We start from the raw sequence: 24,296 nt of genomic DNA, 5'->3' as shown, positions 1-24,296 counted from the left end.
ATGCGGCACCTTCTCCGGAATAATCGGATTAGGTGCCGCATTTTTATTTTCTCGCTTGAATTTACTCAAAAACCTTAAGTTTTTCAGTGGCCTCCGTTTTTTAGTTTCTCTTTTTTGTAAAGTGTAAAAAATCACAACCCGACTTAATTTTTGCCATCCCCTAATGTGGAATTGTTTTCTATACTGATAGCTAATGTGGGTGTTGAAAGAGATGAAGGAGGCGCAACATGAAATTTGCTAATGAGAAAGTCAGCGATATACAAATCGCTTATATTGGCGGGGGTTCGATGTATTGGGCTAAAAATCTGATTGCCGATTTGGCGCTGGATGGTCAATTGTCGGGCACGATTCGGTTGTATGATCTTGACTATAGGAAAGCCCAAAACAATGAAAAACTCGGTAACTCGGTTGCTGATTATCCAGAGACGAAATCCAAATGGACATACAAGGCGTATCCGACGCTCCAAGAAGCGTTGAGCGGGTGTGATTTTGTGTTTATTTCGATACTGCCTGGTACTTTTGAAGAAATGGAATCCGACGTTCATGCCCCGGAGAAATACGGCATTTACCAGGCTGTTGGTGATACAACGGGACCAGGGGGGCTGCTCAGAGCTCTTCGTACCATTCCAATGTATGTGGAAATTGCACAAGCGATCGAGCGATATTCGCCGGACGCCTGGGTGTTTAATTACACGAACCCAATGACACTCTGCACGCGGACGCTTTATGAAGTGTTTCCGAAAATTAAAGCGATTGGCTGCTGCCATGAGATTTTTGGGGTACAAGGTCTTCTGATTCGCATGCTGCGGGATATGGAAGGCATAGAGGGTGTACACAGGGATCAAGTGAAAGTGAACGTGTTGGGGATTAACCATTTTACATGGATCGATCAAGCGACGTATCAGAATAGGGACTTACTTCCAATGTATCGTAAGTTTGTTGATACCTATTATGAATCTGGATTTGAACATAACAAAGATGCTTGGATGACGAACACCTATACGGCGGCTAACCGCGTGAAGTTTGATTTATTTCGGCGATATGGTGTGATTGCTGCGGCGGGCGACCGACATTTGGCAGAATTTATGCCTCCTTGGTATTTGAAAGATCCTGAGACGGTTCGATCATGGAAGTTTGGGTTAACGACGGTCCAAAGTCGTGTTGACAAGCATGCTGCAACCGAGCTTTTTTACGGAAAGCTGCTAAGTGGTGAGGAGAAATTACCGCTTAAGACATCTGGCGAAGAAGAAGTGAGACAGTTAAAAGGTCTCATTGGACTTGAGCAATTTGTTACCAATATTAACGTGCCTAACGTTGGACAAATGAAGGGTATTCCCATGGGAGCAGTTGTAGAAACGAATGCGGTGTTCGCTGCGAACAGCTTGCGCCCGGTTTACGCAGGTGAGCTTCCGATGGAGGTTAATAATCTGGTTTTGCAGCACACGATGAATCAGGAGTTAATTCTGAAGGCGGCTCTTCAAAAGGACAAGAACTTGGCATTTAAAGCGTTTATCAACGATCCCTTAGTGACGATTGATATTCACGATGCAGAGGTATTATTCGACCAGATGCTGCACAATACAAAAGCGTATTTGCCTGGATGGAACATCTAATGGCAGGCCAGTCATGAGTGCAGATGCAGCGATATCCAGTGAATCCGCCTCGATCAATCCGCAGGATGATAAAGCGCTACGCCGGATGATTTTCAAATTGGCAGGTCCATCATTGACGGAAATGTTGCTCATGAATGCAACTCAAATGGTGATGATGATGCTAGTCGGACATCTCGGGGCTGTTGCCGTTGCAGCAGTTGGCTTAACAAGCCAGCCTTATTCCTTATTGACTGTGCTTTTTGCAGCACTGAATTCGGGTACAACCGTAATCGTTGCTCGTTCCACTGGAGCGGGGAAGATGGGGGACGCGAATTTAGCAGCTGGGCAGTCGCTTATGCTAGGTGCTGTCTTATCTGTCCTTATTGTTTCGATAGGTGTCACCTTTGCAGAGAGTCTGCTTCAACTAATGGGCGCTAGTGATGAGGTTGTTAAGACTGGACTAACTTATGCAAAAATGATGTTTTTCTCAATCGGATTCTCCTCCATTTCATCTGCTATATCTGCTATTCTGCGAGGTTCAGGCGATACCCGGACACCGATGATAATCAATGTGCTGGCAGGCTGCATGAATGTGACCCTGGGGTTCTTGCTGATTTATGGTCATCTCGATTTTCCGCAAATGGGCATTACGGGTGCGGCAATGGCTACGTTGCTGGTTCAGTTCGGAGCGATGATTTGCTTTATCGTTGTTATGTTCAGCGGGAGGTTTACAGTTCGAATCGGATGGTCAGAGATTAGCCGTTTGGATCGCGTCATGATCAGTCGAATGTTGAGGATTGGCATACCAAGTAGTCTAGAGCAATTGATCATGCGATTAGGGATTATGACGTTTGTGAAAATTTGTGCGGGATTAGGAACGGTTGCCATCGCGGCATCGCAAATTGTAACGAGCATTATTGGCATCTCGTTTATGCCAGGTGCTGCATTCGCGATAGCAGCTTCAACGTTAGTTGGGCAAACCTTAGGTGTAAGCAAACCCGATCTTGCCGAACGATACGTTTGGCAGGTTCGAAAGTATGGGATGATGGTGGCCGGCTTTATGGGGGCGCTATTTATTGTGTTCGCACCGCATATCCTTAGGCTGTATACAAATGATGAGACGATTATTCGTGAAGGGGCCTGGGCTCTTCGCATCGTTGGTTTTATTCAAGTCTCACAAATATCGCAATTTGTACTTGGAGGCGCCTTACGAGGCGCAGGAGATACGCGCTATCCGCTGTATTCGACTTTTATTGGTGTATGGGGAATCAGAGTTGTACTCAGCTACTTGTTCGTGTATGTCTTTCATTGGGGCATGATCGGATTATGGAGTGCGGTGGCAAGTGATCAATTTCTGAGATCTAATCTTATTTATTTGAGGTTTAAACGCGGGGCTTGGAAGCATTTGAAGGTTTAATTCATATAAAGGGGACGCGTCAACAATGGGGATTGTTTACGATTCGATTTCGCAAACCTTCCATCTTCAAGGGAAGTCGTCGAGCTATATCATGCAGCTGATCAATTCCAAATATATAGCTCATGTTCATTGGGGGCGCCGAGTACGTGGAAGCAATCCAGGAGGGTTGCTCGTTAGGCGACGTCGCTGCTCGTTCTCTCCATCCACGGATCCGGATGATTTGACACTGTCTTTGGACACATTGCCGCAGGAGTTTCCGGGATATGGAGCCAGTGATTTTCGAGTTCCGGCCTATCAGGTTCAAATGGAAGACGGTACGACGGTCAGTGAGCTCGTCTATGAGTCCCACCGGATTTATGCCGGAAAATCACCATTAACGGGCATGCCGTCCACTTATGTGGAGGATGAAAATGAGGCGGAGAGTCTCGATATTGTATTGGCAGATTCAGTGATCGGATTAAAGGTGATACTTACGTATACTGTTTTTCGTGATTTGGATGTGATCACAAGGTCTGTTCAATTCTTGAATGTGGGGAACCGATCCATGAAGCTGCTTCGAGCATTGAGCTTCGGTATCGATATGCCTTCTAGTGATTTTGATATGCTTCATTTATCTGGCACTTGGGCGCGTGAGCGTCATATCGAAAGACGTCCCCTGGTAACAGGCGGTTCTGTGATTGAGAGTCGTAGAGGGTCTAGCAGCCATTCACTTAACCCATTTGTGGCGCTGCTTTCCAAGCAAGCGGATGAAGATCATAGCGAAGTCTATGGTTTTAGTCTTGTTTATAGCGGGAGCTTTGTTGCACAGGCTGAGGTGGACCCTTATGGAACGACCCGTGTTGTGATGGGTATCAATTCGTTTGATTTTTCATGGCTGCTGGAGCCAGGGCAAACCTTCCAGACGCCAGAGGCAGTTCTCGTTTATTCGGCAGAGGGCCTCGGTGGAATGTCGCGCACGTATCATAAGCTGTACCGCACACGTCTATGCCGTGGACATTTCCGTGATCGTCATAGACCGATTCTCATCAACAACTGGGAAGCAACGTATTTCAATTTTAACGCGGATAAAATCGAAGAGCTTGCCCGAGTGGGTAAGGAGCTCGGTTTAGAGCTGCTCGTGCTAGACGATGGTTGGTTTGGCAAGCGGGACAATGACAAAAGCTCACTCGGCGATTGGTTTGTCGATCGAAATAAGCTCCCACAAGGCATGCCTGATCTGGTTAACCGTGTGAATCAGCAAGGGCTGGAGTTCGGCCTATGGTTTGAACCAGAGATGGTATCGCCAGATAGTGATCTATATCGGGCTCATCCTGACTGGTGTCTGCACGTTCCGGGTAGGCGGCGGACAGAAGCACGGCAGCAGTTAGTTCTAGACTATTCGCGACAAGATGTTAGAGACTACATCGTGAAGGTCATCACTGATATTCTTGCGAGCAGTCCTATCACGTATGTGAAGTGGGATATGAACCGCAATATGACGGAAATCGGTTCAGCTCAGCTCCCGCCAGAGCGACAGCGGGAAACGTCCCATCGGTATATACTCGGGCTTTACGAAGTGATGGAACGGATAACCTCGGCATTTCCGAACGTATTATTTGAAAGTTGTTCTGGCGGTGGAGGAAGGTTCGATCCAGGGATGCTTTACTACATGCCGCAGACATGGACGAGTGATAATACGGACGCTGTTGAACGGCTCAAAATTCAATATGGCACGAGTCTCGTGTATCCAATCAGCTCGATGGGCGCTCATGTTTCCGCTGTCCCTAATCATCAAGTCCATCGGACGACGCCGCTTGATATGCGTGGGCATGTGGCGATGTCAGGTAACTTCGGCTACGAGCTTGATTTGACAGCTTTCGGGGAAGCGGACAAGGAAGCCGTGAAGGGGCAAGTTGTACTTTATAAACAATTGCGGCATCTGATCCAGTTTGGCGAATTTTACCGACTATTTAGCCCTTTTGAACAAACTACTGCGGCTTGGATGTTCGTTTCTGAGGATAAGAAGGAAGCTTTGGTTGCTTTTTTTCAAGTGCTGTCAGAGCCGAACGCACCTCTCAGGAAAATGCGATTGAAAGGCCTTGCACCGGAGAGCAATTATTTACTCTATGATGCGGGAAATCAGGATGAGTGTGTGGAAATATTTGGAGGGGATGAACTTATGCACGTAGGTCTTCATTTACCGATCTGGAAGGGCGATTTCCGAAGTCACCTTTACCGCTTAATAATGGAGGAATAACCAAATGAAAAAGCTGCGTTTGAGCGATTTGCAGGATAAGAGGAACGGTCATATTTTACAGGATGTATTACCAGGTGCTTATTTATCGTCAGGCGGTCTGTCATTTGCAAAACGGGGCGAACGCAGCCATACGAATGATGGTCCTGAAGGAAGAGACTACCATGTTCACGGTGATTGTGAAGCATTTATGATTTTGCAAGGAACTGGAACGATGGAATTGAATGGTGAGTTTATACCAGTAACAACCGGGGATATTGTGATTGTTGAGCCAGGAGAGGATCATCATCTCATTTCGAGCGAGGACGATCCGATTGTTACTGTGTGGTGTCATGCGGGTGCGAGTTGGCATAAGAATCAACAGCAGGAGGATGTCGTGTGAACACAATCATACAAACGAATACCCATACTTTCAATTTAACTAGTGAGGATCATGGGTTTAGCGTCACGTTATTAACGGAGAAGCTGCAGGAGGGCATCGATCTCATTACCTTGCGATTGGAAGCGGATGAGGCTGTAACGCCTCCTGTCTTCACCCTGCGTTGGTCACATCCTGCTTGTGATATTCAAGGCAGCTGGCATCCGGCTCAGGACCGGAATAAGAGCTTTAAGGCGGATTGGATGCGCACGTTGCGCTCCAATGCTGCTGCGTCCGCACCTGTCTACGCCTTGTTCAATAGCCTGGGTCGCAATCGGATGACGTTTGCTTATTCGGATGCCCTTAACACGGTGCACTATTCGGGTGGCATCAGTGAGGAAATGGCTGATTTTCATTGCTGTGTCCAATTGTTTACGGAGACGACGGCGCCTATTCAAACGTATGAAGCGAAGCTTCTCGTAGACACAAGAGATGTTCCTTACTATGAAAGCCTTGATGGCGTTCAAGCTTGGTGGAGCGAGATGCCTGAGTATCGACCAGCCTACGTGCCAGAGGCTGCCAAAGAACCGATGTATTCAACATGGTATAGCATGCATCAGAACGTCACAGATGTGCAAATCGAAGAACAGTGCCGTATCGCCAAGCAGTTGGGGATGGAAGCTGTCATCGTGGATGATGGCTGGCAGACGGCAGATAACCGCAGAGGATATGCGTATTGTGGAGATTGGGAGTCTTATGAGGGCAAATTCCCCGATATGAAACGCCATGTGGATGCAGTTCATGCGTTAGGCATGAAGTTTATCCTTTGGTACTCAGTACCTTTTATAGGAAAATACAGTCTGGCTTGGAATCGGTTCAATCATGAAATTTTGCGTTTTAATGAGGGACACGGAGCGGCTGTGTTGGATCCAAGATATCCGGATGTTCGAGAATATATCATCAATACCTATGAGAAAGCGGTCAAGGAATGGGGTCTAGACGGTTTCAAACTTGATTTCATTGATACGTTCTATTCGCCTGAGCTGCAAATACCTTCGACAGGTGAAGGGAAGGATTATGAGTCCATACCTGCTGCGGTTGACCGACTATTGACGGATTCAATCGGTCGTTTGAGAGAATTGAACCCTGCGATTATGATCGAGTTTCGGCAAATGTATATCGGCCCTGCGATGCGCAAATACGGTAACATGTTCCGTGCTTCCGATTGTCCGAACGACAGCATCCAGAATCGTGTGCGAACGCTTGATCTCAGGCTGATCTGTGGGAACACGGCTGCGCATGCCGATATGATCATGTGGCATCCGGAAGAGCCTGTGGAAAGCGCCGCTTTACAGTTGATTAATTGTTTGTTCTCGGTGCCGCAGGTATCCGTCCTTTTGGATAAACTGCCTTCTGATCATTTGAAAATGCTTACCTACTGGCTTGCCTTCTGGAAAGAGAATCGCACGTTATTGCTGGACGGCTCTATCGAACCTATGAATCCAGAATTGTTATATCCATTAGTTAGAGCAGTTCATGAGGATCGCGGGATTATCGTTACCTACCAGGACCAGATTGTGACTATCGATGCAGCAGCACCGGTGTCTCAATGGATCGTCGTAAATGGCAGAAGACTGGACGGACTTTATATAGAGGTTACGGGTGAGATGGGGGTAGTGCAGGTGACGATTCGTAATTGCTGTGGGGAGATTACAGAGGAGTCGTCTGTTGAGTTGACGGCAGGTATGCATAAAGTTGCGATTCCGGCGTCAGGTCTTGCAACCATTACCATGGGATAAAAGAAATGACATCGGCAGTCATATGGAGGGGGAACAGCGATGAACTATACAGCAAATGAAAGTAGATATGCAGGCATGCCCTACAATCGAAGCGGAAAGAGCGGCCTTAAGCTGCCGCCAATCTCTTTAGGATTGTGGCACAATTTTGGCGGCGTAGATCTCTTTGAGAATAGCAGAGCGTTAGCGCGTCATGCCTTTGATCTGGGGATTACGCATTTTGATCTTGCGAATAATTATGGTCCACCGACGGGCTCAGCGGAAGAAGTGTTTGGTCAGATTTTGAAAAAGGATTTGCAGCCGTACCGTGATGAGCTGATTATTGCTACCAAAGCAGGCTATCGCATGTGGGATGGCCCGTATGGAGAGCGTGGTTCCCGCAAAAGCATGCTTGCTAGTCTTGATCAAAGCTTGAAGCGACTAGGCTTGGATTATGTGGATATTTATTATTCGCACCGTTTCGATGCGGAGACACCTTTGGAAGAGACGATGAGCGCTTTGGATCAGGCTGTCCGTCAGGGCAAAGCGCTGTATGTGGGCGTGTCTAATTATAGTGCTGAGCAGACGGAGCAAGCTGCAGCTATTTTGAAAGGTTTGGGCACACCATTCATCATCCATCAAGTGCATTATTCCATGTTCGAACGACGCTTGGAGCAGGGATTGCAGGACATTTTGCTAAGAGAAGGTGTGGGATCTATCGCTTATAGTCCTCTTGCGAGAGGGCTTCTGACGGATCGTTATTTGAAAAACATTCCAGCAGATTCCCGTGCAGCAGGGGGCAGTGTGTTCTTAAGACCTGAAGATATTACGGAGGAGAAGATTGCTAAGTCCCGCCTTTTGGATGTGCTTGCACAGGAACGCGGCCAGAGTCTAGCTCAGATGGCCCTAGTTTGGGTTCTTCGCAAGGGACATGTGACGTCTGCCCTCATCGGCGCAAGCAAACTCAGCCAGTTAGACGATAATGTGGCGGCCTTGAAGCAGCCTGATTTCACGCAGGAAGAGTTGGATCTAATCGACAGCATACTAAGTAAATAAGCTAAGAGCACCAGGTGGACAGGGGATGTCCATTTGGTGCTTTTTTATGGAAAGGGATTACTTGTAAAAAGAGACCAATAGACCGCCCTAGCGCACAATAATTGTGCGCAAGAGAGCTGCTGTCGGCTGAGCCGGGGCCCTAGCGCACAAAAATTGTGCGCCAGCGAGCTGCAGCCGGCTGAGCCGAGGCCCTAGCGCACAAAAATTGTGCGCAAGCGAGCTGCAGCCGGCTGAGCCGAGGCCCTAGCGCACAAAAATTGTGCGCAAGCGAGCTGCAGCCAGCTCTAATAGGAGCAGGTGGCGTCATCCGACGCGAGCTAGCCGACGGTGTCTTATCCTCTTTTCAACGATCATAAAAAATCACAACCCAGTGGAAGTTATCCCATGTAACAGATCAAGTAATCCATGTACCATCAGACTATAAGGCTTGCTGAAGGAGGAAGAGGAATGAATAGGCAGATGAAGCAGGGGAAGGAAATCTTGGAGGCGCAGATTATGCAGCTGCCCGTTGTGGATACGCACACCCACCTCGTGGGGGATCGGCTCTGTGCTGGCGACTTCTGGGAGATTGCTCATTATTTCTGGTTGTTTCGTGAGCTGCAGGCTGCCGGTTACCCGGCGAATGCGATGGAGCTCCCTGAGGATGAGCGGATTACGGCTTTCTTGGAAGCTTATCATGGGTCAAAAAATACGATGATGAATATCGCGATGACGCACATGTTCAAGCATTTATATGGCATCGTCATCGATGACGCGTCTTCGGTTAGAGAGGCTGACGCTGCCGTAAAACAAAGTGCTGGGCGGTCAACGTGGGCGCAAGAGGTAGCAGACCGATTGCATGTTAGCCGATTTGTCGTGAACATCCCCGAACATGCAGATTTTCAAGGAATGCGGGATAACGCCATTCTGATCCCGCGAATTGATGGCAAATTGGGCGGATGGACCAAAGAAGTTCAGATGTCTCCTAACCCTGCAGAAGCATTCGTTCAAGCGAGTGGTCAGCTGGCGCAGCTCTTGGATAGCTATAAGGAAGCGGGTTACGTGGGCATCATGACCACATTGCCGAGCTATGAAGCGAGCGCTAACTGCAAGGTTGAGATTGGGCCAGACAGCACCAAGGATGAGATATTAATGATGCTGCTGCACGAATTAGGAGCCGCTGCTGAGCAAAGGGGACTTCTCATACAGCTCTTCCTCGGAGTGGAACGTTCCTGGTGTGGAACAGCCACGCCGGTCAATGATCCAGCTCGCATCCTTAAGCTGTCTGCCTTGTTTGATACGTATGCGAGATGCACATTTGAGCTTGTAGTGGCTTCAGAGCTTAACAATTTGGATATTGTGCAAGCGGCTTGGAATTTTCCGAATGTGCATGTAGGTGGACATTGGTGGTTTAACTTCCGGACGAGTACCTATCGAGATAGTATGCAGTACCGTCTTGAGGCGCTTCCGGCCATCAAAAGTTCACTCATCGTCTCCGATGCCAGGTGCATAGAGTGGAGCTACGGCAAGATATGGCTTGTTAAAAAAATCATGAGCGATTTTTTATGGGGACAAATCGAGTCAGGCTGGATCGATTACGATACGGCAATCTATGTGGCAGAGAATTGGCTGTACAGTAGTGCAGCAAAGCGTTATGGCGTTTCCAAATCGTAAAAAAACACAAAGCGCTATAAGTTTCACCATGTCTACTTTGACATAACCCCAGTAAGATGAAGAAGTCAAATTGATGCAGCAGGCAAGAAGGGGAGGACAACATGGCCAGTAAAATACAACCATCCGATCACGCCATGTATACGTTTTCAACGCAAGGTCAAAAATGGGCATTTATGCGAAAACATTGGCCGATTTATGTGATCTCATTACCAGGGATTATTTATTTCTTACTATTTAAATATATCCCCTTACTCGGTTCGGTCATCGCGTTTCAAAACTACAACATCTTCAAAGGAATAAAAGGTAGTACTTGGGTAGGTTTAGAACATTTTCAACGGATGTTTGCTTACACCGACTTTCTGCAAATATTAAAGAATACGATCATAATCGGCATTTATGATATCTGTTTCGCATTTCCGGTTCCCATCGTATTGGCGCTTCTCATTAATGAAGTACGCATCATGGCTTACAAACGGATTGTACAGACGGTGGTTTATATGCCACATTTCCTATCCTGGGTCATCGTCGGTGGCGTTGTGGTTGGGGTATTGTCGCCATCTACGGGGATCGTCAATCACTTGCTTTCCTTGTTTGGTGTAGAGCCCATTTATTTCTTAGGGGAAAGCAGCTATATTCGGACCATTCTCATTAGTTCGGGGATTTGGAAGGATAGCGGTTGGGGGACGATCATCTATTTAGCAGCGATTGCGGGCATTAATCCTGACCTCTACGAAGCGGCACAAATTGATGGAGCCAGTCGCATACGTCAAGTGTTCTCCATCACGATACCTAGTATTTTACCAACGATCGTTATTTTATTTTTGCTGCAAATTGGTAATTTTCTGGATTTCGGTTTCGAACGCGTCTTCGTATTTCTTAACCCGCTCAATAACGAGAATGGGGAGATTATTGATACGTTTGTGTATCGGGCAGGACTTGTTGATAGGCAATACAGCTATACGACGGCTATTGGGTTGTTCAAGTCGGTTGTGGGTCTTATGTTAATTATGCTCAGCAATACGTTTAGTAAGAAAATGACCGGAGAAGGCTTGTACTGATACGGAAGGAGACCGGAGGTGAATCGCTATGATTATGACAAGAGGCCATAAAATCTTTAATATATTCAACCTAGTCTTGTTAGGTGCGCTTGGACTTAGCATGGTGCTGCCGCTTATTCACATTATTGCGCAATCTTTAAGTAATAACACGGCGATAAATGCGGGTGAGGTATCCCTGTGGCCTGTAGGTTTTACACTAGGCAGCTATAAACTAATTTTGCAGGATCCGACGATATGGCTGGGGTTTCGGAATAGTCTCATTATAACGGTATTTGGAACGTTCATTAACTTGTTTATGACAACAACACTTGCTTATCCATTGTCGAGACCTGAGTATTTGTACCGTAAATCGGTTCTGCTGTTGGTACTGTTTACTTTAATTTTCAGCGCACCGTTAATTCCCAACTATTTATTGATCAAGCAATTAGGGATGCTGAATACCCTATGGGCATTAATGCTTCCCATGGCGATAAGCGCGTTTAACTTGTTCGTGATGCGTTCGTTCTTCCTGAACCTGCCTTCTGAACTGCTGGATTCAGCACGTATGGACGGCTGCGGAGAGTTCCGCATACTTTGGAATATTGTCTTGCCGCTGTCTAAACCAGCGATGGCTACAATGGGCATCATGTATGCAGTAGGTCACTGGAACCGTTATGCAGAGGCCGTCTTCTATATCGATCATCGTCAATGGATTCCATTGCAAGTGCGGCTAAGGGAAATTGTATTTACGGATCAGATGGGGCAATCGGACGTATCCTCTGAGCTCTTGCAGCTCCTCTCACCGGAAGGAATTAAGATGGCGGTCATTGTGGTAGCTACGATTCCAATCCTGTGTGTATATCCGTTCCTGCAAAGACACTTTATCCAAGGTATGATGGTGGGTTCGGTGAAATCTTAATCATATAAAGTTGAAAAGTTGTGAAATCAGCCATCCCGTCAGCATATGTTGGGGTGGTTTTTTATCACCTCATGGATGACAGCTCATATCGTAAATAAATCAACCTCAATCGTAAATTTTTCCATCTATGGAAATAAGAATGTGATTTACACTTAGTAAGGCAAGGGAAGGAAGGAGATGATTCTTACGTTTATTATGGAAGCGATTTCACAGTGAACGAGAACCCCTTGTTTCAAGTAGGTGTAACTGACTCAGAGGAGGCTTTAGAATGTTCAGTAAGATGTTGAAGCAACAAGTACTTAAAAAGGCGGTAAGCGTATTGCTATCACTAGCTCTTGCTCTTACGTTATTCAACATGAATCCAGTAACAACGGTTCATGCAGCGCCGGAAGACAACTTGGGCATTTTGGACATACACGTGAATAAGCCAGTTCATGCAGTCGTTGATCTTCACAATGCAACAATTGAAGTATCTTTGCCCTACGGTACGATCTATCAAATGCTGAATGTAACAACTAATGGTGCAAACGCAGTCCTGTATAGAAGTGACGAAACGACGATGATTCCTTTTGCAACCAGCGGCCTGAACAAAGGTGATGCAAAAATGGATCAATTCTCACCAAATGGAACGACAACCTATTATTTGGTCGTAACGGATAGTCAGAATAGCAGTAATAGCAAAAAATATACGATCACGGTTACGGTAAATTCAGCAGTGCCCCCTTTAGCCGGAAATATGGGGCCCACTGATACCTACTCGCCACTGAATATTCAAGCAGGTGAATCCGCCTGGGATGTGATGGGCGCTTCCAAAATAGGCAATGGCAGTGGAACGGGTTCTATCGAGGGTCCTGGCGTCCCGTCTTCCTACAGTGGTAAGCCATGGGCAGAGTCCGTATATGACCGTTCAGGGGACTACCCTGTGGCTTCGACTGTGAATGAAACTTGGTTAGGAGACAATATGTATTTGCAGACGATTGGGCGAAACGATGTGAATGCACTAACCAAATATGGCATTGCGAATGTGCCAGGTACATCCAAACTTAACTCGGATATTTTGCGGTTTCATGAGTTTAAACCTTTTGTTACGCCAACAGGTGTAAGTCGGGATGACGGTGATCGTGGAGCCGTGGACAGCGACAGGCAGCGCTTGGAGATTAAGAGCAATACCAGTGCAGCTAACATCAATGCCAATAGTGTAGGCGGCGACATTATGACGCACCACTGGAGACTCATGCTCCCTTCGGAAACACTAAGGTTCCAACAAGATGTTGGTGAGAACAAAGCTGGCGATTTTATTAATCCTCATCGGTTTTTTCACATCTTTCAATTAAAAGAAATTGCAGGCAACGCAGCTGGTCAGCCAGTAACTACGCTGACTTTGGTTTCCAGCGAAGGCAAAGGTCAGCTTGAATTTAGAAACAATCCAGATGGCAGTGCGGCGGATCGCATTAAGCCCTTATTCTCAATTCCATTCGATCAGATTGCGGATCGCTGGCTTGATATGGAAGTGACTATTTTAACGGCGGATAAAGGTTATCTATATGGGAAGCTTGTCGATCTGGAGTCAGGTGACGTGTTGTTTGAAGGCGGGATGACAGCGGAAACGTATAGAAGACCTGAAGTGACCAACCCGTCTACGGGCCGATTGGAAAGAGGTGATCTGCCAGTTGAAGCGGGTCAACAAAACCGGTCCAAATGGGGCCTATACCGGGGGATGTATAATGGTGAGGGGGATACAGCCTATGCAGATGAATGGCAATCAGCAACGATGTATCTGTCAGATGTACACTTAATCAAAAGGGATAAAAATAGCTATATCTTCCCTAATGGCTGGAATCCCCGTGCACAATTGAAAGATGCTGTTGCGTGGGCAAGGCCAGCAGCCGTGTCAGCTGCCGAGGGTACGGCATTCGGTAGTTTAACTTTACCTTCACAGCTTGATGTAACGCTAAGTACGGGGGCAACTGAGTCTGTGAACGTAACATGGAGCTCCAATGGCTACCATCCGGATCAAACAGGAATTCAAAAGATTTATGGGGAATTCAACAGCCCAGGAATAACGAACACAGCTCAAATTCAGCCTTATGTGGAAGTGAATCTTTCCAGTTATAAGAACTGGGCGGTTACGCCAGGGGCTTCAATTAAAGTCGTGTCTAGCAGCGGCAACAGCAAAGGAAATTTTATTGATGATAATGCGACAACTGCTTGGCAGGCGAATAGCTCGTTAACGAAAACGGACGGTTACCAGTACTGGGCTGCTGTCAAGCTGGAGCATAAAATAGATGTAAGTAAAATTCAAATTGAATGGACGAGTAACAGTAAGTTTTTGAAAAACTATCAGGTTTACTATGCGAATGATGCGGCAGCTTATGATGAGCTCAAAGAGGGCAATGCCCTTTCGGCTACTTCAGATGCAACGCGTAAACCGCTTGAGACCGCAAATGGTTCCCTCTGGCAGCCAATCCCTGATGTAGGGAAAACGACAGCATTAGAAAATAACGAAAAGGCTAGTCATACATTGGCTGTACCCGTTGCAGCCCAGTATATATTGCTTGTATCCGATGTCACGCTCGATAATAGTGCTGGCGGAATTAAAGCGAATGTATTCAATGTATATGGCGAACCTTCGGTAACGGAAGTTCCAGTAATTCCTACAAGCTCTGTCAACTTGTTGGATTCATCACGCTTTACACCGCAAGCTGGCGTCAATTTCAAAGTAAGCTCGGAAGCTACCGATCATCCGGGGATAGATGCATTGCGTTCGGGAGGCAGCGGCTATTGGCAAAATGCGAATTCAACTGTCTATAAGGGGGACTATTCGCCATCCTCACTAGCCTTAACTCTTGACCTAGGCGCGCCTAAAGTCATTGATAAACTGTATCTTGAAATTCCCAACACTATAGCGAATATCCAAAGTAATGCAACCAGATTTGAGGTGTATTACACCAATAATCCTGCTTCTTGGGCGAGTGCTCCTACAGCTTCTGATGGGGCGCAACAGTATGATTGGAAAGCCAACGGCTGGACATTAGCCGGGGGTACGGAAACGGAAGGTTTGTGGTCTTATATGACGTACAATGGTCAACAATGGGGCTATGATACGAAGACATTCTTATACCCGTTTACTGCACGTTATGTCATGGTTAACACGGTATTAGTTGGCCCTCGTGATCGGCGTGCGAATGAGGCTAATTCCATGATGGGGTTATCTGGCTTGAAGATATACGGCAAAGACGTCGTAACGAATGCAACTGCTTTAGTACCGGCAAAAGATACCTACAGTACATGGGATCAGGTTGCACCGATATCTACCACGATGAACCTTGGGGGGAAAGTGCTCACGAGCATCACCAAAGGGGATCATACACTTTTACTAAACACGGATTACATGTTATCCGGCAACACGATTACTTTTACACCTTCCTATCTGGCTAAATTACCGCTGGGCACGAATGAATGGTGGTTCCATTTCAACAGTGGTGCTTCTTCGTTATTTGCAGTGGATGTCATAGCTCGAGGATATGGTGGAAATGACAAGACGATTAAGATGAACGCAATTGAAGGTGTATCTCCCTATAACGTGTTAGGCGGAGCCATGGGTACCGACGAACCTGTAGAAGGTATCACGAAAAGAATAAGAGATGGCTACCATGAATTTTATGGAAATCAACCACAAGCGACGGCTGCCGACGATCACATTAAGAGCGTTTGGGATAGCACGTTACAAAAGAATGTATTTAAAATTACAGCCAACGGCAGAGGTCTGAATAACGAATTCCTGGATAAGGTCCGCGATGGGGAGTATGGGCACAAGGGTGTTTTCGACAAAACCTTAGGTTATGTTGTGGATGGTGCGGCTGTTACGGACAGACAACGCATTGAAATTCGCCCGAGCGAAGATTCCAATCGCGATTTTGTAGCGTACGAAGGCGATGTGGTTTCCTATTCGTGGATGTGGAACATTCCAGATGGCACGCAATGGAATCAGTCAAACTTCAGACATATCTTCCAGTTGAAGGCTACCAATCGCCAATTGGCCGATACATTACCTGGTGGTAACAACGGTGGTGAAAATGGCGCCTATATTCTTGCGATGTCCATTTCCGGTACGACGAACAGGAATCTGGTTGTCAATCATAACCGTTATGACGGCGATAAGAACCTGATGACAATTCCATTAAGAGAAATCGATGGACATTGGATTAAGGTTGAGCTTAATGCTCATATTTCAGATAGCGGCTGGCTTACCATTAAGATTACAGATCAAGTCACGGGCAAGGTATACACGTTTGACAGTCCCGATGTGTATCAAGTGTTCGGGAATCAAGGTACAGGCGACGGGGTCAAAGACTTATGGCGCAGACCAGAACGAGCTGGGGGCTTTGAGACGGAGTATCCGGCTGCTTTTGACCAATATTTGCGACCGAAGTGGGGGATTTATCGCAGCTCTGCTAATGGGACCAACTCGGCCTATGACGCTGAGCTCGGGCTATCCGACATTACCATAAGCAAAGTGGCTTCTGGGGTGTCATCCGTCAACCTTGCGCTAAATAAGAAAGCTTACAATGTTGGGCCGACAGTTGGCGCTAACCCGATTCAGTTGCAATCTGCTGCGGCAAATGGATATGGAAATGCCGATAAATTGACCAATGGTGTCTTGCAGGACCCGACCAAATGGACAGTAACGAACGTGACTAATTTGGAACAAATCGGTAATTATTCTTGGCTAGGTACAGACGGGGAGCGCAAAGGCAGCTTTGTCATCGACCTTGGTCAAGCTATGGATTTTAGCCAAATTAGATTGTTTGCCAAATCCACGAGGTTAAAAGGTGCAACGGTGTCTGTATCTCCTGACTTTGGAGATCATTCATCGGCGGCTGACTTTAACAACATGGTCTTTCAACAAGTGGAGAAACAGACAGCCTTAGGGTATACGTATGAGACTGGTAATAAGGATAGCGGTGCGGACTCCGCAGATAGTTCGTACCCCATTAACCTAGGTAAGACTTACCATGCCAGATATATGAAGGTAATGGTAGAGAACGCTTCTGGTGGAAATGCAGGCACAGATCTTACTGGACCTCCACGTCTGACACAAGTACAAGTGTTCAATGCGCCGCTTCCTCCGCAACATCTGACGCTTGAAGCAAGCGAATCGGGTAACCTGTTGAAGTGGGACGCCAATGTGTTAAGTGAAGGATACACGGTGTACAATGAGACAACGGTACTTGCTAATCTACCAGGGGGTCTAACAAGCTATATGTTACCGAGTGGAATAACTGATCTTTCCAAAGTGACCGTAAGGTCCAAAGGGACAGACCCGTATTCACGTAAGTTTATGATTTCGGCACCAACTTCTCTTCATATGTCCACTGACATTATCGGAATTGCACCGCTTAGCATCACAACTAACGTGGGCATAGCACCTGTGTTACCGACAGTAGTCACGGCGGTTTACAGTGACAACTCAACAGGACAGCGGGCAGTAGTCTGGGATCCTATTCTCGCTTCCCAATATGCAGCTGTAGGGAGCTTTAACGTGCAAGGGAGCGTTACTGGCGTAACGTATAAGGCTTTAGCTACTATCACCGTTACGGCAGTGGATATTCCATTACCCGTTATAGTAAATTACTCACCAATCACAATCACAACAACAGCTGGAACAGCACCTGTACTGCCAACGGTAGTAACAGCGGTTTACAGCGATAATTCGACTAGGCAGCTAGGTGTCGTTTGGAACAACATCGAAGCTACGCAGTACGCGTCGGCAGGTACCTTCAAAGTACAGGGAACCGTTGAGGGGGCGTCCTTGAAGGCAGAAGCGACGATCACAGTGACAGCGCGTACGACAGATTCAGGGTCAGATTCTGGATCAGGATCAGGTACTGGGTCAAGTACTGGTTCTAGTTCAGGAACAACGGGTATCATTGATTTGGATAAAGATGCTAAAGTAACCAAAGAAACAACGGCGGATGGAAAGTCGGTGACCAAAGTCACCCTAGATGCGGATAAGTTGGAGAAAGCCTTAGCGATTCCCGTTGTCGTGATCGAAGTGAAGGGCAGCGAACCCATTGTAAATGTGGTACTGCCTGCCCAGTCGATCCTGAACGCAATCAAGAAACAAGCTGATGCGGTGATTCAAATTAAAGCGAATAGTGCCGTATATGAGCTGCCAGTACAATTGTTTAAAGATATAGCTAAGGACTCTACAATAAGCATTGTGATATCTAAGGTTTTAGGCAAAGCCGGAGACGATGTCAATGCAGCAGTCAATAGACTGAACGCAAAGCAAGTAGTTGCGAATCCTATTGATTTTACAATTACGATTAATGGGAAAGAATTAAGTGATTTTGGCGGCGTCTATGTGAACCGCACCATCAGCCTTGGCACATGGATAGGTGACCCAAGCAAGGTAACGGCGGTTTGGATCGATGCGAATAATGGGATCCATTTCGTACCAGCTCTGATTACGACGAATAATGGATCCTCTGAAGCTACGATTCGCTCACCGCACAACAGCATATACACGGTCATTCAATCCAATCAATCCTTTGCAGATTTAGCTGGGCATTGGGCCAAAGCCGATGTTGAGCTGCTGGCAAATAAATGGATTGTTAACGGAATAACGGATAAGCTGTTCGCGCCAGAGGCGCAAGTCACGCGTGCTGAGTTTGCGGCTATGCTCGTTCGTTCGCTTGGATTAGCTGAGAAGAAATCGAATGCATTCCGTGATGTACAGCCAGGCGACTGGTTTGCTGGAGCTGTTAGCACAGCGTATCTAGCTGGGTTGATCAACGGCTATGAGGATGGTACCTTTAAACCTATCGCAAACATCACTCGCGAACAAATGGTGGCGATGATGATGCGTGCGATGAAAGTTGGCGGTAAGGAAATCCAAGCAGGCAACTCCGTCATAGATCGCTTCGCGGACCGTTCAATAATCGGTGACTGGTCGAAGACAGCAGTCGCACAGGCACTGACAGCTGGTCTTATTCAAGGTATGACGGACAAAGTCTTCGCACCGACGGAACCTGCAACACGTGCACAAGCGGCTACCATGCTGAAGCGAATGCTGCAATCTTTACAATTTATTAACTGATGCAAGCCTGTCAAAGTATTACTTGAGAATTTGCGATTAGATGGAGGGAGTACAGTTAATTCGAGCAAGGCTGGCTATTTCGCGGATTTTGTTAGAAATTAACTGTATGAATTCCATCTATTGCTCTCATACTGGGAGAATTAGCATCCAGCGCTTCCAGCAATCGTATAAAATCACATAGAGTCTTAAATTAATACATTCAGTAATCCGAGAGTAATCGTTATGATAATCACAGATCGATGCAATCGCTTTCAGTAGAATGAGGAAAGAAGGGGTTTTCAATGAAAAAAATGATCAGTCTTAGTCTTGCAGTCATGATGACGGCAACTGCATTGACGGCATGTTCTTCAGATGGAAAAGTAGCTGGGGATGCTTCCCCTCAGCCATCGGCGAATACGAAGCCAGCGCCGGTTAAGTTCTCGCTTCTTTTTCCAACCACAGTAAGTACGGGCTACCACACCAAAGTACCTGATTTAAACAAGGATAAGTGGGTTCTGAAGCTTGAAGAATTAACTAATACGGATTTGGACGTCAGGGTTGTAGAGGATGCTAAATTCGGAGTTATGTTCGCAAGTAACGATATTCCCGATGTTGTCGGCAGTATCGGTGGTCCAGGCAGTAAGTCGATGTCGGGTTCGGTTGAGAACGGTGTATTTATGCCGCTGGACGATCTGTTGAAACAGTATGGTCCTAATTTAATGAAAAATGTCCCTAAAGCAGCTTGGGAGAGTGTGTCATACAATGGCAAGATTTATGGCATCCCTGAATATTTGAGCAATCCTTCCCGTCGTGCCACTTACATTCGTACCGATTTGCTAGCGAAAACGGGGCTGCAAGCTCCCAAAACGGTTGAGGAGTTTCTGAATGTTCTGCGTGAGTTCAAGAAGTTAGGCGTGGAGAGTCCGTATCAAATGAGGGAAAACTTCAAGTATGCTGACGTCCTTCTGGGAGCTTACGATGTACTGCCATATAAGGATCAATTTGAACTCGTGGACGGTCAAGTGGTTCCGAAGTTCTTCGATTCCGAAAATGTACAGAAAGCACTGACGGCCTATAAAACGATGTATGAGGAAGGTTTGATTCCGAAGGAATTCGCAACCATTTCGGCTACGGATTACAACAAAAGCCTAGACGCAGGGAAAGCAGGGATCTGGTCGCAGAATGCTTCCGGATTGCCGGGATCAAAAACCAAGCTGAGAGCACTCAATCCAGACTTTAAAGCGGATATCATTCCTTCTCCGAAGGGGCCGGAGGGCAAAGGTGGTTACTTCCTTTATTCACCCGTCGTACGGACGTTCTATATTAATAAAAACGTGAAGCCTGATACGGCTGCCGGCATTATCAAAATGTTCGATTGGATGATGACTTCCAAGGATGCAGAAACATTCTTCACCTTCGGTATCGAAGGCGATACGTATACCAAGGACAGCAGCGGTGCGATTAATTATAAATTCCCAGTAACCAAAGAAGAAATTGATGAAGAAGGGTTCCGCAGTGGAACGCTTTGGGCGGTACATGACTCTACCTACAATAAACCAAGATTGCAGCTAAACGATGATGGAAAAACGACTTTGAAAGCATTCGACGAAGTCCTTTCGAAAGAAGGTTTACCTGGTATCGGATTTTATCCGGATTTGAGCAGCTTTGCTAAATTTCCAGATCTTGCAGCTCCTCAACCAGACGTAGGTCCGAAAATCATCGTTGATCACATGATCAAAATGATTTATGGCAAAGAACCGATCTCCGATTGGCCGAAAGTCATTGAAGAATACAAAGCCAAAGGCGGCACCGAAATTATTAAAGAAGCGACAGAACGTTGGAACAAAAAGCAAGGCGCAATTATGATTGACACGAAATAAAGGTATCTATAGGAGCATCCCTCTCGCGTAGTGTATTTTGCAGAGGGGTGCTTTTTTATATGAAAATCGTAAAAAAACACATGCTGGCGTAAGTTTAGACGTTTTGCTTAGGTGGATAATTATCTATAATAAAGGCTATAAAATTCGATGGATTCTTAAGGGGGCATTTGACATATGAAAGCGATATTGGTTGGTTTGGGTTCAGCCGGGTTCAGTTGGTATAAACGGTTAAGAGATCAGGGCCTATTAGCAGCTGTTGTTGAAGTTGATTTGTCCATGAAAGAGAAGATGCAGGGTGATCCCTTTCCCTTTTACACGTCATTAGAAGAAGCATTGCAGAACGAACAGGGGGATTTCCTGGTCAATGTGACTTCGCCAATGATGCACACCGTGGTGAACCATGCGGCATTTGACCGTAAGTTGGCCGTTCTCTGCGAGAAACCGATTTCCTTTGACTATGAGGAATCCCTCGAGATTGTAGCTCGCGCATCTAGGGAAAACATCCCATTTATGATCGCAGAAAATTACCGCAGAATGCCTTATGTTCGGAAAATGAAACAGCTTTTGGACGAAGGTGCAATCGGCAGCATTTCGTCTATGGATATTCAGTTCTACAGATATCATCATGTAGCGCGGAGATATACCGTTAGTATTCTGGATGACATCGGTGTGCATCACTTAGATATGATTCGTTATTTCACGGGTAGAGAAGGGAAATCAGTTCAAGCGAAGCTGTACAATCCAATCGGCGCCTGGCAAGAGGAGGGGGCATTGATTAATGCGTATGCCTTTTTCGAAATGGAAGGGGGCATTACAGCGGCCTATCAAGCATCCATTTCTGCAAGAGGGACGGAGACACCGTGGAGCGGCAATTGGCGAATCGAAGGAACAGAAGGCGCTATGGAAGTGGTTGATAAGGAGATTCGCTTAATCCGAGATGGCAAAGTTGAAGTCGTTCATGATCTAACCGGTGTAGATGAAACGGATACATTGGCGGAATTTTTGGCCGCACTTCGTGAAGGGCGCGAAGCAGAAACTAGCGGCAGTGATTATTTGAAAACCCAAGCACTTGTTCATTACACGAAGCTGGCTAACGCGTCAGGAAGCACGATGTCTATTACGGTTCCAACTTTGTAGAGGAATGGGGATATAAGCATGCAGACAATGAATTGGCAACAAACGGCACCAGGCGTATGGAAGTTTACAATTGGAGATCCGCAGGATATAACCCCTCTCTCTGTGATGGGCACCATACCGAGAACGGAAGAGATGCAGCAGCTGCCGCAGGTGGAGCCTCCTTTTCCAAGAGATAGCATTGAGATTGAAGATCTTGGTGATTATTGTATGGTATCTATCCCGTTGAATCGTACGGAGAAGCTATACGGGACTGGCCTTCAGTTATTACGAATGAATCAACGCGGAAGAAACCGTTACTTGCGGGTAAACAGCGATCCCAAGCAGGATACAGGGGAGACGCATGCTCCGGTACCTTTTTATATCAGCGATCTGGGATATGGCGTGTTAGTGGATACTTCGCGCATCGTTACGATGTACTGCGGATCAACCATGAGACAAACGGAAGCACTGAACGAGGACATTCGTGATCGCAACACCGATAAGGGATGGAAAGCGACGATGGTGGCCACGCGTGTGGAGATCAAGATTCCTCGGGAGGGGGCAGACGTTTATTTATTTGGCGGACCTACCCTCTCAGACGTGGTGGCTCGATATAATTTGTTTTGCGGGGGAGGCACATTGCCTCCGAAGTGGGGACTTGGCTTCTGGCATCGTGTTCCGACGCTGTATACGGACGGGCAAGTGCTTGAAGAAGCCGAGCAGTTCCGTCAGCACGATATGCCTTGTGATGTGATCGGACTCGAGCCAGGTTGGCACAGCCAAAGCTACCCGGTTAGTTATGAATGGGAGAAGAGTCGATTCCCGGAACCTGAACAATTCGTGAAAGCACTGGATCAAAAAGGCTTTCGGGTGAACCTATGGGAACATCCTTATGTGACACCGAAGAGTGAATTGTACGAACAATTGAAGCCACTATCAGGGAGTCATTCCGTATGGGGAGGGCTTGCTCCTGATTATTCTTTGCCTGAAGCTGTGGAACTGTATACCAAGCAGCATGAGGAGCAGCATGTCCATATCGGGGTATCTGGATATAAGCTGGATGAATGTGACGGCAGCGATTTGACGAACAACTCGTGGATGTTTCCTGGACATGCTCAGTTTCCATCTGGACTAGATGGCGAGCAGATGAGACAAATGTATGGGTTAATGTTTCAAAAGATGACGACAGATCTATTCCGCAGCCAAAATCGGCGAACCTACGGCCTTGTTAGAGCTTCGAATACGGGAGCATCCTCCATGCCTTATGTCTTATATTCGGATCTTTATGATCATAAGCAATTCATTCGGGGGATATGCAGCGCCTCGTTCAGCGGACTGCTGTGGACGCCGGAAGTGCGAAGAGCTAGGAATGCCGAAGATTGGGTCAGACGAATGCAAACGGTTATTTTCTCGCCACTCGCGATGCTTAATGCATGGGGAGATGGAACGAAACCGTGGTCTTTCCCAGAGGTGGAGGACACCGTTCGTCACTATATCAAGCTGCGAATGAGACTGCTGCCTTATTTATATACGGCGTTTGCGACTTACCGTGAAAAGGGAATTCCTCCTTTCCGTGCTATGCCATTCGTGATGACGCCATCCGAAATCGTTGCAGCCGAGGTCCTTCAAGCTGAAGCAGCAGAGCAAACATTAAACACAACAGACGGCGCTTACGGCAAGAGAAAGGTGAGAGAATGGGATGACCAATATATGGTTGGCGATGCCTTGCTCGTAGCACCTCTTGTCGAGGGAGAGTATGAGAGAGAAGTTTTGCTCCCTTCGGGAGTCTGGTATGGATTAGAGAGTGGTGTACGATACACGGGTGGATCTATCATTCGGATTCATTGCGATTTGGAACATATTCCAGTATTTGTTAAAAGTGGATCTGTAATCCCGATGATGCCTGCTCTGTCCCATGTCCCACGACAGGGTACACAAGTCCCGCTTGAGATCATTCATTTCGGTGATGAAGCGGGTGAAGGCTATGTGTACGACGATGACGGGGAAACCTTTGACTACGAGGCGGGTGTATGCGGCGTCTGGCAAGCAAAAGTCACCAAACAGACGGATGGCTCTTACAAGGGGCAGCTTACTGGACCGCCTAATATGCCGCAAGCTTACAGTACGGTCACGTGGCGCTTGGCTCAAACGCGTTTGTAATTCCTTCCTTTGAAGAACC

At 46.8% G+C, this 24,296-nt stretch carries 13 protein-coding genes; all 13 read left to right on the top strand.

Annotated features, from left to right (window positions below; all coding sequences use genetic code 11):
- Positions 1-227: 227 nt before the first annotated feature.
- Positions 228-1,613 carry a family 4 glycosyl hydrolase gene (locus J2736_RS21250; protein ID WP_310500580.1) on the top strand — a complete coding sequence of 462 codons (1,386 nt, stop codon included), beginning with the start codon at positions 228-230 and terminating at the stop codon, positions 1,611-1,613.
- 13 nt (positions 1,614-1,626) lie between these two features.
- Positions 1,627-3,009: an MATE family efflux transporter gene (locus J2736_RS21245; protein WP_310500579.1), complete on the top strand. Its 1,383-nt coding sequence runs from the start codon at positions 1,627-1,629 to the stop codon at positions 3,007-3,009.
- A 25-nt stretch (positions 3,010-3,034) separates the two neighbouring features.
- Positions 3,035-5,245, top strand: coding sequence for an alpha-galactosidase (locus J2736_RS21240; RefSeq protein ID WP_310500578.1), 2,211 nt, complete (start codon positions 3,035-3,037; stop codon positions 5,243-5,245).
- A gap of 4 nt (positions 5,246-5,249) precedes the next feature.
- On the top strand, positions 5,250-5,624 hold the full coding sequence (locus tag J2736_RS21235; RefSeq protein ID WP_310500577.1) for a cupin domain-containing protein: 375 nt from the start codon (positions 5,250-5,252) through the stop codon (positions 5,622-5,624).
- Positions 5,621-7,399, top strand: coding sequence for a glycoside hydrolase family 36 protein (locus J2736_RS21230; protein WP_310500576.1), 1,779 nt, complete (start codon positions 5,621-5,623; stop codon positions 7,397-7,399). Before J2736_RS21235 ends, J2736_RS21230 begins: the two co-directional genes overlap by 4 nt.
- 39 nt (positions 7,400-7,438) lie before the next feature.
- A complete protein-coding gene (locus J2736_RS21225; RefSeq protein ID WP_310500575.1) occupies positions 7,439-8,431 on the top strand; it encodes an aldo/keto reductase in 993 nt (330 codons plus the stop codon).
- A gap of 447 nt (positions 8,432-8,878) precedes the next feature.
- The gene (locus J2736_RS21220; RefSeq protein ID WP_310500574.1) at positions 8,879-10,084 is read left to right on the top strand and encodes a glucuronate isomerase; all 1,206 of its coding nucleotides are present in this window, start codon (positions 8,879-8,881) and stop codon (positions 10,082-10,084) included.
- Positions 10,085-10,185: 101 nt separating this feature from the next.
- On the top strand, positions 10,186-11,142 hold the full coding sequence (locus tag J2736_RS21215; RefSeq protein ID WP_310500573.1) for an ABC transporter permease: 957 nt from the start codon (positions 10,186-10,188) through the stop codon (positions 11,140-11,142).
- Between the two features lie 28 nt (positions 11,143-11,170).
- Positions 11,171-12,040, top strand: coding sequence for a carbohydrate ABC transporter permease (locus tag J2736_RS21210; protein ID WP_310500572.1), 870 nt, complete (start codon positions 11,171-11,173; stop codon positions 12,038-12,040).
- A gap of 268 nt (positions 12,041-12,308) precedes the next feature.
- Positions 12,309-19,142 carry an Ig-like domain-containing protein gene (locus J2736_RS21205; RefSeq protein WP_310500571.1) on the top strand — a complete coding sequence of 2,278 codons (6,834 nt, stop codon included), beginning with the start codon at positions 12,309-12,311 and terminating at the stop codon, positions 19,140-19,142.
- Between the two features lie 281 nt (positions 19,143-19,423).
- Positions 19,424-21,001 carry an extracellular solute-binding protein gene (locus tag J2736_RS21200; protein ID WP_310500570.1) on the top strand — a complete coding sequence of 526 codons (1,578 nt, stop codon included), beginning with the start codon at positions 19,424-19,426 and terminating at the stop codon, positions 20,999-21,001.
- 174 nt (positions 21,002-21,175) lie between these two features.
- Entirely contained in the window at positions 21,176-22,138 is a 963-nt protein-coding gene (locus J2736_RS21195; protein ID WP_310500569.1) for a Gfo/Idh/MocA family protein, read from the top strand.
- An 18-nt stretch (positions 22,139-22,156) separates the two neighbouring features.
- A complete protein-coding gene (locus J2736_RS21190; protein ID WP_310500568.1) occupies positions 22,157-24,277 on the top strand; it encodes a glycoside hydrolase family 31 protein in 2,121 nt (706 codons plus the stop codon).
- The last annotated feature ends 19 nt before the right edge of the window (positions 24,278-24,296 follow it).

The organism is Paenibacillus qinlingensis, from assembly GCF_031455095.1.
GTDB lineage: Bacteria > Bacillota > Bacilli > Paenibacillales > NBRC-103111 > Paenibacillus_E > Paenibacillus_E qinlingensis_A.
Note: the sequence above shows the minus strand (reverse complement) of the source record. Positions and strands in the feature narration are given on the sequence as shown.

Coding starts and splice junctions, on each gene's coding strand:
- J2736_RS21195 (WP_310500569.1), top strand. CDS start 21,176: ATGAAAGCGATATTGGTTGGTTTGGGTTCAGCCGGGTTCAGTTGGTAT.
- J2736_RS21205 (WP_310500571.1), top strand. CDS start 12,309: ATGTTCAGTAAGATGTTGAAGCAACAAGTACTTAAAAAGGCGGTAAGC.
- J2736_RS21220 (WP_310500574.1), top strand. CDS start 8,879: ATGAATAGGCAGATGAAGCAGGGGAAGGAAATCTTGGAGGCGCAGATT.
- J2736_RS21250 (WP_310500580.1), top strand. CDS start 228: ATGAAATTTGCTAATGAGAAAGTCAGCGATATACAAATCGCTTATATT.
- J2736_RS21190 (WP_310500568.1), top strand. CDS start 22,157: ATGCAGACAATGAATTGGCAACAAACGGCACCAGGCGTATGGAAGTTT.
- J2736_RS21245 (WP_310500579.1), top strand. CDS start 1,627: ATGAGTGCAGATGCAGCGATATCCAGTGAATCCGCCTCGATCAATCCG.
- J2736_RS21225 (WP_310500575.1), top strand. CDS start 7,439: ATGAACTATACAGCAAATGAAAGTAGATATGCAGGCATGCCCTACAAT.
- J2736_RS21200 (WP_310500570.1), top strand. CDS start 19,424: ATGAAAAAAATGATCAGTCTTAGTCTTGCAGTCATGATGACGGCAACT.
- J2736_RS21210 (WP_310500572.1), top strand. CDS start 11,171: ATGATTATGACAAGAGGCCATAAAATCTTTAATATATTCAACCTAGTC.
- J2736_RS21240 (WP_310500578.1), top strand. CDS start 3,035: ATGGGGATTGTTTACGATTCGATTTCGCAAACCTTCCATCTTCAAGGG.
- J2736_RS21235 (WP_310500577.1), top strand. CDS start 5,250: ATGAAAAAGCTGCGTTTGAGCGATTTGCAGGATAAGAGGAACGGTCAT.
- J2736_RS21215 (WP_310500573.1), top strand. CDS start 10,186: ATGGCCAGTAAAATACAACCATCCGATCACGCCATGTATACGTTTTCA.